The following is a 10,178-nucleotide window of genomic DNA, read 5'->3' as shown; positions in this document are numbered from 1 at the left end:
ATATCTTTTAAATTAACAACTAATAATTTAATCTTCAGAAATGGAGCAATTTTTTGAATGGGTTTTCCTTCAACCATTGGAAAGGTTGTCCGTAAGCTCTCATGGCGTTGAATAATAGCATTAATCGTTTGCTCTAAAATATCAATGTTTAAGCGTCCCGTTAAACGGATGGTTAGAGCTTCATTATAAGCAGAATTTTGCTGATCCATCTGATAGAGAAACCACATTCTCTGTTGAGCAAAAGATAGGGGTAAATCTTCAGTTCTGGCAACGGGAGATATAACAGATTCAAACGTCTTAGACGGGGTTATTGCACTTCTTAAAAAGGCAAGAATTTCTGGTTTTCTTGTGCCGATTTCTTGCTTGATTTCCGGTGTCATCGCTCCCTGGGGAGCTTGATATTTTAACTTTTCTTCCTCAAGCCAAAGCTTGATTTCTAAACTATTTAAGTAAGATAAAAATTCTGCGACTTTCATTAATAGTATCCTTTTCCTAATTAATGTTCTGGTATTTCTGGAATGGGGGTGATGTTTGGCTGAGTTCAGTAGCTCTAGCTTTAGCTACTGTTAGAGATATAATCAACGGTTCTCATAAATTTAAGTATCCTCAAAGAATAAACACTATAGACCAAACAAAAATTATCAATGGCGGGGAGTCGGTGGTTATTGTTAAAATCAGTTGCCATGGGAGCAACCGCTTACATACTCCATAAAAAGACTATATTCTGGATGATAAATTTTAGTGATGGATACAATTTTTTACATTTTTTCCCAAAAGGGTTCTGAAAAGCTTAAATTTTAGTTAAGCTATTTTCATAATTCTCCTTCTTCATAATTTTCTGAGGCTGTTGTCATGACTGTACCACTTTTGGATGCACTTTTGGTATTTTGGGCTACATTAAGCACCTCAATCGTTTGAGCTAAACTGGCAACGGTTGGGTATTCTAACAACCTGTGCAACGACAATTCTACCGAGAAAACATCCCGTAAACGAGAGATTACTTGACTCGCCAGCAAAGAATGTCCTCCTAGTTCAAAGAAATTATCATGAATTCCAATTTGAGATAGATTTAACACCTTTTGCCAAATGTTAGCAACTTGACGTTCCGTTTCCGTTCTGGGTGCTATCAATTCGCGATTTTCTTTGCCTTGGAGTTCCTTGATTAATTGTCGCTTATCAATGTCTCCATTGTCCTTGATAGGGAGAGATTGTCGCTGAACCAGGGGACATTGATAGGACGTTCCAAATCTATCTTTTAGACTCACATAATTAGGTAGATTGACCGATTGAACTGTAGGTTTACGGGTGTAATAAGCGGTTAACTTTTGGCATCCTTCAGACAAAGAGGTAAAACGGTTAATCTTGCTATTACTCCCATCTAAACCGATCAGTAATTGTCCTTGATTGTGATATAAACTCGTTAGAAATGAGTCTAAACCTTGCTGCACCGTCATATCATAATACCCTTGAGAACGGGTTATATATTGCATCTGATAACCCTGGCTAATCCCAGTTTCTTGCCAAGTTGTCCAACTATAACAATAACTGGGGAACAAATTCTTAGATTTTTGATAGCTATTCAGAGATTCGAGGAAACTATTAGCCGCCGCATAGGAACCCAAAGCCGCTCCTCCAAAAAAACTAGCTAAGGAGGAAAAACTAATAAAAATTCCCTGAGATTCTTTGAGGAGTTGATGTAAAACCCAAGTTCCTATTACTTTAGGGCGAATAATTGTCGCTAAACCTTCTTGAGTTTCCTCCAGAAGTAAACAATCTTTGTAAATTCCAGCCAGATGAATCACCCCATCTAGTTCTCCTTGCCATTGTTTTTTCACCTGTTCTACAGCCTGTTTAACTTCAGTGAAATTAGCCACATCTACCGCTTGATAAATTACTTGTCCCCCAAGGGTTTCTAAAGCTTGGAGATTTTTGATTTTTAAGGATAATTGATCTTCGGTTTTGAGGTACTCACTCCAGAGGTGTTTTTCTGGTAAAGGTGTTTTTCCAATTAATAGTAAACGAGCTTGATAATTTTTGAGCAAATACTGAGCAATTTGTCTGCCAATCCCTCCTAGTCCTCCGGTAATCAGATAAATACCCCCTAATTTAAAGGGTAATTCCTGTTGGTTGTGTTGCAGTAAATTGACTTTTTCTAAACCTGCAATTAAACGTTTACCGTTGCGATAGGCAATTTCTCTTTCCTTGGATAAAACAGATAGTTCTTGCAGCAGATAACTGACATTAATTTCAGGGTTATCTAGGGGTAAATCAACATGACGAGTATTTAACCAAGGAAGTTCTTTAGCTAGGGTTTTGATCAGTCCTAAAACTGGAGATTTTTCATAGGCAATTTCATCGGTTTCTATGACAAATTGACTATAACTAGAAACAAATAGCAATTGAATTTTTGAGTTCAAATCATGAATTTTAGCCAGAGATTGAACTAGGAATAATAAATCATATGTTCCTTTTTCTTGTGCTTTTTCTAACTGTTCAATTGTTAAAATTTCTCCTTGATAGTCTTGATATGTTCCCAGATGAATAATATTGCCAAGTATAATTTTTCGCTCGGATAAAGATGCCATTAACTGTTGATAATGGTTGGCTGTCCCTGGTCTGAGGGTATAGCAATTTTGACTAATTTGAGAAAATTCTTCTGCTGCTAAAACCGTGATACAGGGTAAGTTTTGCCCTTGAATTTTTTCTGCTAAAGATGCTCCTAAACCCAAGGAATCCAGAAAAATTAAACTACAATACTTGGAAAGTTCGGGTTTTAAGTTCACTGGAGAGCGAGGTTTCCAAGCTTTCCGATAAAACCAATCAGGAAGAGTATTAGCATTTTCTAACAAAAGATCTATTTCTTTTAAAATAGAATTAAATTCTCCGTTCGCAAACCGTTTTGTTAATTGCGTTCGCTGAATTTTACCAATGGAAGTTTTAGGAATTTCAGTTTTATTTAAGGGGATTAAATATTCAGGATTAACGCCAAAAGTGTTAATTACTTTTCGTCTAATCTTTTTCAGAAGTTCTGCTAGATGCTGGTGGTCAAAGGTTTCTGCACTGAAAAATAACGCTAATTTATCGGTACTATTACTAGGATCATGAACCCCACAAGCAGCAGTATAAGAAGCTTCTACTTCGTCAATGGTTTCAACCACAGTTTCAATTTCATGGCTATAATAATTCACTCCATTAATAATAATGGTTTCTTTACTTCTTCCGGTAATAACTAAATGACCGTTACTAATAAATGCTAAATCTCCTGTCTTAAACCAGCCATCTTTTAAGAAAGCGTCTTGATTCGCTTCTGGGTTTTTATAATACCCCGGTGAAACCGGTTCTCCTTTAACTTGTAAATGACCAATGGTTTCTTCTGGTAATAGGGAATTATCAGTATTAACAATTCTAATGGATATCCCCGGAATGGGTAATCCTAAATCCGTAAAGGTTGCACCATTGGGATGTTCAGGATGAACTCGTTTTAAGGAAGAATTTAAGGAGGATTTATCAACCGTATGAAAGAGTAATGGCTGTTGTTCTGTAGGTTGATAATAGGTAATTCCTGACCCCATTTCTGCCATCCCGAAAGCAGGACGCATCGCCGTTTTTTTCAGATTATATTGAAGATGAAGGGTGTTAATAAATTCTCCAACTGCTTGACCAGAAACAGCTTCACCCGCTGCCAAAAAGAATTTGACACAATCTAAATTCCAATTTTGATCGGGTTCTTTTTTTAAAGCTTCATTAATCAAATTATAGGCAAAATTAGGAGCCCAACTATGGGTAATTCGATATTGATTAATTAAATCTAACCAATTCAAAGGACGACCTAATATATATTCAGTTTGAACATAAACCATTTGGCATCCTAACTCGACACAGCGAATATTCCAGTCTGAAATACTGCCAATATGATCAAAAGGAAGCCAATTAAGAATAACATCGTCGTTTTGATGTTCACAAATGATGTTTGTTCCTCGCGCACGAGAGATCACATTTTTATGGGTTAATGCAATACATTTCGGTATTCCTGTACTGCCTGATGTTAGATTAAAGAACGCGATATCATCCGGTTGACTAATAGGAGGCTGATGGGGAGAATAAATTTTTAATTCTTCAATAAAACTCAAGCTTAAGGTTTGATTAGGCAACCATTGCTCTAAATGTTTTATCTCTTGCTGACAGGATTGATTTGTGATAATAATAGGGTCATCTAACAACTGCCAAACTTGACATATTTTATGAATTTCATTATTAAAATCTTTATAGCTGGGTGGCACTGAAATAATAACCGGAATAAATCCCCCTAAAATACACCCCCAAAATGCGGAAATAATATCATAGTTTTCCGATAGCTGAAGAATCACTTTATCTTGAGCTTGTAAACCCTGCTTTTGTAATCCGGCTTGTATTTGTTGAGCGTCTTCCCATAATTGTTGATAGGATTGAAAAACTTCTGAACCATTAGATTGAATATAAATAATCCCTTTATTTGAATAATTTTCAGCAGCTTTTTGGAGGATTTCTGCCAAGGTTTTCGGCTGAAGTCCAGATTCTTCTAAAAGCTGTCCGTGACTGATTCCAGCTTGAGTGTTAGAAGTATGAATCCCCAAATGAATCGAGGTTTCATATTTTTGATTATCATTTTTTTTCTCTATTTTTAAGGGCAATAATTCGGATAGATGTAGGGGTAAAATTTTGATTTTTTTAGAAGTCATGACGGCGGCAACTTGCTCGATATCTGGCAAAGAGCGTAGTTTTTCTTCTGTTTCCTGAACTTGGTTATCGTCGATAATTTCGATATTTTTTAAGGCAACTTCATCGACATCACCGCTATCGGTTAAGGGTAAACTGGAAATTTGCACATAGATATTAGGTAGAAGATTATCTGGTAACTGAGACTCTAAATCGGAGGACAATTGTTCAGAATTCCAAGCTCCAGAGCAAACGATATAGGCGACTACTTCACCCTCCCGTATCATAAAATAGCAATCTTCAATTAAGGGATTTGATAAAAATACTTCTGCTAATTTCTGACAATTTAATTTTTGATTTTTGTGTTCTGTCCCCATGCCTGAAATCCTCGGTTCTGTGTACATCTTGTGAAAGCTTCTTCAATAAGGACTTTTAGGCGTAGCCAATTCGACATCTATAATACGCCAATTCAAGTCTGAATTGCATCACTGTCTGAGCTATCAGAGCATATCTCATTCGGACTAGGATAGTCAAGAGATTTTCGAGGACGATTGTTAAGCTTTTCGTAATTTAAATTGCTTGTTGAGATGAGGGAATTATGCAAGAGGCAAGACTCCCCCCAACTTTCCGACTTCCGAGGGGGGAGATTCGGCTAATCTAAGAATAAGGGATTTAAATCCGTCTTAGCTTAGTCCATTAGTCGGCTCGTTTAATCCCCTCTCCCAAGAATGATAAGGAGTCGCACTCATAAAAATATACTCCTAGTTTCTTACTCAACTCTCAACTCTTAACTCCGTTCCCGCTGCCTGCTCTCCGATACTTTCTAAACAGGATTTAGTATTAATTCTCGCTCTGGTCTTGCTTTGATCACATCCGGGCAAGACGGCTATTTGCTGTTGAGATAAATTTACCTCTTGGCCAAGTTGGTAGAGCAAGTTTCTTTATTCTATGTTAAGATGTTGAGGGCTTCGTTTTTGGGTCTGATTTGTTGTTGTTAAAGATCAGAATATACCTGATGAGCCTTTCTCTGTCAACTCTTAAGGCTGATGTGTTTCCTTTTTGAATTGGCGTTTTTGTTGGTAACGAAGCTGATAAGCTGTAGGGTAAATAAAAAATGACAGAACAAGCTTGGTGGGTACAAAAATGGCTAGAACTACTCGATTCCTATCGCTTTAAAAAACGCTTGGAACGAGCTAGACTTTACGCCAGAGAGGGCAATGTTTTAAGTATTGACTTTGAAGACTCGCAAGTTATTGCTAGAGTACAAGGCAGTGAATCCGAACCTTATCTAGTGGATTTATCCCTAGTCGCTTTTAGTGATGAAGAATGGGACTATATTATTAAGCTTCTCTCCAAAAAGGCCATTTATTCCGCTCAATTGCTCACGGGACAAATGCCCGATAATATCGAGCGTGTTTTTATCGATAGTGGGGTGAATTTATTTCCCTTTTCCCTAGCTGATATTCGCTCTCGTTGTACCTGTCCCGATCAAGCCAACCCCTGCAAACACATAGGAGCAGTATACTATCAATTGGGTGATCGTTTTATTGTCGATCCCTTCCTGCTTTTGCAACTGCGCGGCCGAACCAAAAGCCAAATTCTGGAAGCTTTACGGGAAAAACGCTCCTATTCCTCTGATAATCAACCTTTAGCAGTCAGTGAAACCCCCGCAGTAGTCGAAAAAACTGCCCCTGACAGCCCTATCGATCGCTTTTGGCAGTACGATGAAGAACTAGACCCCTCCCTCGTTGTCATCACGCCGGGGAATGAAAATCAAACCATTCTCGACATTTTAGGCAATTTTCCCCTCGCTGCCCCCGAATCGGATGCCATAGAACAATTTTTAAAACCAATTTACCGGCAAATTCCCCAAGAAGCGATGGCGATTGCTTTACAGTAGGGAATTTGGGGTATTTGAGCAGCCCGCTCAAAGTGGTGCAAAAGACAAAAAAGCCAGCCAGATTTGTCCTCGCATCAGGTGAGGAATTAACCATGGAGAAAATCGCCCCACCACTAATCGCTAAACCGTCTTACTTTTGCTGGTTTTACTGCCTGGGGAAGTAGTTTTTTTAGTGGTGCTAGAAGTAGTTTTCTTGGTAGTGGTTTTCTTGGCAGTAGTTGTCTTGGCCGCTAGTGCCGCTAAAGCTTGCTCTAGAGTCAGGGTTTCAGCCGTTTCTCCCTCCGGCATCTTGGCGTTAGTTTTACCGTGCTTGATATAAACTCCGTAGGGACCTTCGTACAATCCCACCAATTCCCCATCGTCGGGATGTTTACCCAATTCTTTTAAAGCTGGTTTGGTAGAACCACGAGCGCCGCGAGTTTTTTTCGGTTCAGCTAATAAAGCCAAAGCTCGATCGAGGGTTATAGTTAAGATATCATCCCCGGCTTTCAGGGAACGATATTCTTTTTCCTTGCCCTGTTCCTGAACCACATAGGGGCCAAAACGACCTAAACTGGCTTTAATTTTGCCTCCGGTGAGGGGATGGGTTCCCAGTAGTCGCGGCAGTGCCAATAAACCCACCGCTTGTGGGAGGGTGACATCCTCTGGTTTGACTCCTTTGGGTAGGGAGGCGCGTTTCGGTTTGGGGTTGTCATCGCTGACATCTCCTAACTGGACGTAGGGTCCGTAACTACCCACCAGCAGATAAATCGGCTCTCCAGTCTCGGGATGAAGACCTATTTTATCGGGACCCTCGGTTTTCTGTCGCAGCAGGGTTTCCACCTGTTCCGGGTTCAGATCCGCTGGGGTTAAATCGGCCGGGATGGAAGCGGTGAGGATTTCATCGCCTCGGGAGACTTCCAGATAGGGACCGTATTTGCCGATCTTGATAGTTGCCTGTAAATCCTCTAAAATCACCGATTTGGCGGTGCTAGAGTTAATTTGACTCTCGCGCTCTTTGACTTGGCTTTCTAGCCCCTTTTCGCCGCGATAGAAGCGATCGAGATAGGGCAACCATTGAGCGGAACCGGTGGCGATATCGTCGAGGGTTTCCTCCATTTTCGAGGTAAATTTGGGATCTACCAGGTCAGGGAAATGATTTTCTAGCAAACTAACCACGGCAAAAGCGGTAAAGGTGGGAATCAAGGTTTTATTCCGCATTTGGGCATAACCGCGATCGATAATTGTGCCGAGAATGGTGGCGTAGGTGCTGGGTCGCCCGATTCCTTCACTTTCGAGGGTTTTTACCAGTGAGGCTTCGCTATAACGGGCGGGGGGTTGGGTATCGTGGCTAATCGCCTCTAGTTTCCGACAATTGGGGGTATCACCGACGCTGAGGGCGGGTAAGATTATTTCTTGGTCGTCGATGGCGGCTTCGGGATCGTCGGAACCTTCCACATAGGCGCGGAAAAAGCCGGGGAAGTCGATTCTTTTACCGGAGGAGCGAAATCCGGCATTTTCTACCTGAATATTAACGGCGATCTGGGTAATACGGGCATCGGCCATCTGTGAGGCGACGGTACGTTTCCAGATTAGGTCGTAGAGGGCGAATTCTAGTCCGCTCAGGCCAGTTTCCCGGGGCAGGCGAAAGCTACTACCGGCGGGCCGGATGGCTTCGTGGGCCTCCTGTGCGCCTTTGCTTTTGGTGGTGTACTGCCGGGGTTGGGGACTGAGATAATTTTTACCATACATTTGTTCTACACAATTGCGAGCGGCGGTGATGGCCTGATCGGAAAGATGCACCGAATCGGTTCGCATATAGGTGATGTAGCCCTGTTCGTAGAGATTTTGGGCGATTCGCATGGTGTCCCGGGCTGATATGCCCAGTTTCCGGTTAGCTTCCTGCTGTAGGGTGGAGGTGGTGAAGGGGGGGGAAGGTTTGCGAAGGGTGGGTTTTTCTTCTGTGTTGCTAACTCGCCAGATTTTGTCTTGGATGCGTTCTTTTAAGGCGGTGGCGGTGGCTTGATCTAAGAGGGTGACTTGGCGACCGGGTATCAGTCTGCCAGTGTCGGCATCGAAATCGCTCCCATTTGCCACTTTTTGACCGTTTAAGGTCACTAATTTCGAGTCGAATTGATTTTTGTCCTTTTCGAGGGTGGCTTTTAGGTCCCAATAATTGGCGGTTTTAAAGGCTCGTCTTTCCCGTTCCCGTTGCACTAGCAGACGCACGGCTACCGATTGCACCCGGCCGGCGGATAACCCTTTGGAGATTTTTTTCCAGAGTAGGGGGGAGAGGGTATAACCGTAGAGGCGATCGAGTATGCGGCGGGTTTCTTGGGCGTGAACTAAATTTTCGTCGATGGAGCGACAATTTTTTAGGGCGGCTTGGATTGCCTCTTTGGTGATTTCGTGAAATACCATCCTTTTGGTGGGAACTTTCGGGTTGAGTACCTGCAAGAGATGCCAACTGATGCTTTCGCCTTCCCGATCTTCGTCGGTGGCGAGGATCAATTCGCTGGCTCCTTTGAGGGCTTCTTTTAATTCTTTGACGACTTTACTTTTAGTTTTGGGGACGACGTAGAGGGGATCGAAATCGTTCTCCACATCCACGCCTAAATTGGCCCAGGATTTGTCTTTGTGGGCGGGGGGAATTTCTTCGGCGGAGGCGGGCAGATCGCGGATGTGGCCCATGGAGGCTTGGACTCGATAGCCGCTAGGCAGATAATTACTGATCGTCCGAGCTTTGGTGGGGGATTCGACAATAACCAGGGTTGACATAGGAATTGATCACGAGGGCATCGCCACAGCGACTGTTTTAGTTAGACTGACAATCGTTGTTTGATGATGGGCAAAAGTTACTATTTATCTTGACCGGCTTGATTCGGGTCAAAAGCCACTTACTACGATAATAGAGATTAAAGCTGGTCTTTTGTCACTAACTTCTTAACAAAACTTAATATTTTTCTGGAGCAGGGAGAGGTGAGAAGGGAGAAGGGAGAAGGGAGAAAAAAGCTGACTCGGAGAATACTGACTCCTAACCCAATGTTCGCCAAAGATAAGCAAAAATTATCTATTAACTCCAAACACTTGAGAATATTTAAATTAACATTCCGCAATATTTATAAATTCTTAAAAATTAATTGAGAAAGATTTTTATTTAACAACGATGTTGCAATAGTTACAGCGATTTGATAGAATTTCATAGTGGGTTGTTTTGTGCTTTTTTAGGCAGCAATGGTTGAAACCCTTGCCACACCTAGAAGGTGATCCTAATTAAGACGGGTAAATTAGTCAATTTCACTGGCAACGATGATCTTTTTTTTGTGTAGTTTTATTGCAAAGAAAAAGTTTTTTTGACAAAAAGCACAAAGTATGATAAGAACCCAACGTATTTCTGGCTGCCAGTAGTTATTGCAGAGTGGGAGTTGGGGAGCAGGGAGAGGGGAGAAGGGAGAAAAAAGCTGACACTGATCACTGATCTAGGTTACGCTTCATCTTTAGGAGAAACGCTGTAGTCATAGTTACTAATTCTGTACGCAAACGTCGCACTTTGAATCAGCTTTGTACGCTTTGACCCGTACAGGGCTAACTACAAGCCTCTCTA

The 10,178-nt window shown here is 41.5% G+C and carries 4 protein-coding genes; 1 reads left to right on the top strand and 3 read right to left on the bottom strand.

Going from position 1 to position 10,178, the window contains the following annotated elements:
• A partial coding sequence (locus tag BGL89_RS17560; protein ID WP_286826823.1) for a condensation domain-containing protein occupies window positions 1-476 on the bottom strand: 476 nt, incomplete at its 3' end.
• Window positions 477-812: 336 nt separating this feature from the next.
• Window positions 813-5,072 (bottom strand): non-ribosomal peptide synthetase, encoded by a 4,260-nt coding sequence (locus BGL89_RS17555; protein ID WP_286826822.1) that lies wholly within the window; start codon window positions 5,070-5,072, stop codon window positions 813-815.
• A 737-nt stretch (window positions 5,073-5,809) separates the two neighbouring features.
• On the opposite strand from BGL89_RS17555, the gene BGL89_RS17550 reads away from it, so the two are divergent.
• Window positions 5,810-6,595, top strand: coding sequence for an SWIM zinc finger family protein (locus tag BGL89_RS17550; RefSeq protein ID WP_286826820.1), 786 nt, complete (start codon window positions 5,810-5,812; stop codon window positions 6,593-6,595).
• A gap of 120 nt (window positions 6,596-6,715) precedes the next feature.
• Here BGL89_RS17550 and topA read toward each other — a convergent pair whose 3' ends face one another.
• Window positions 6,716-9,352, bottom strand: coding sequence for a type I DNA topoisomerase (gene topA / locus BGL89_RS17545; RefSeq protein WP_286826819.1), 2,637 nt, complete (start codon window positions 9,350-9,352; stop codon window positions 6,716-6,718).
• Between the last annotated feature and the right edge of the window lie 826 nt (window positions 9,353-10,178).

The organism is Microcystis sp. LSC13-02 (assembly GCA_002282935.1).
In the GTDB taxonomy this organism is placed as follows: domain Bacteria; phylum Cyanobacteriota; class Cyanobacteriia; order Cyanobacteriales; family Microcystaceae; genus Microcystis.
Note: the sequence above shows the minus strand (reverse complement) of the source record. Positions and strands in the feature narration are given on the sequence as shown.

Excerpts from the sequence above, each read along its gene's own strand:
- BGL89_RS17555 (WP_286826822.1), bottom strand. The coding sequence starts at position 5,072 with ATGGGGACAGAACACAAAAATCAAAAATTAAATTGTCAGAAATTAGCA.
- BGL89_RS17550 (WP_286826820.1), top strand. The coding sequence starts at position 5,810 with ATGACAGAACAAGCTTGGTGGGTACAAAAATGGCTAGAACTACTCGAT.
- topA (WP_286826819.1), bottom strand. The coding sequence starts at position 9,352 with ATGTCAACCCTGGTTATTGTCGAATCCCCCACCAAAGCTCGGACGATC.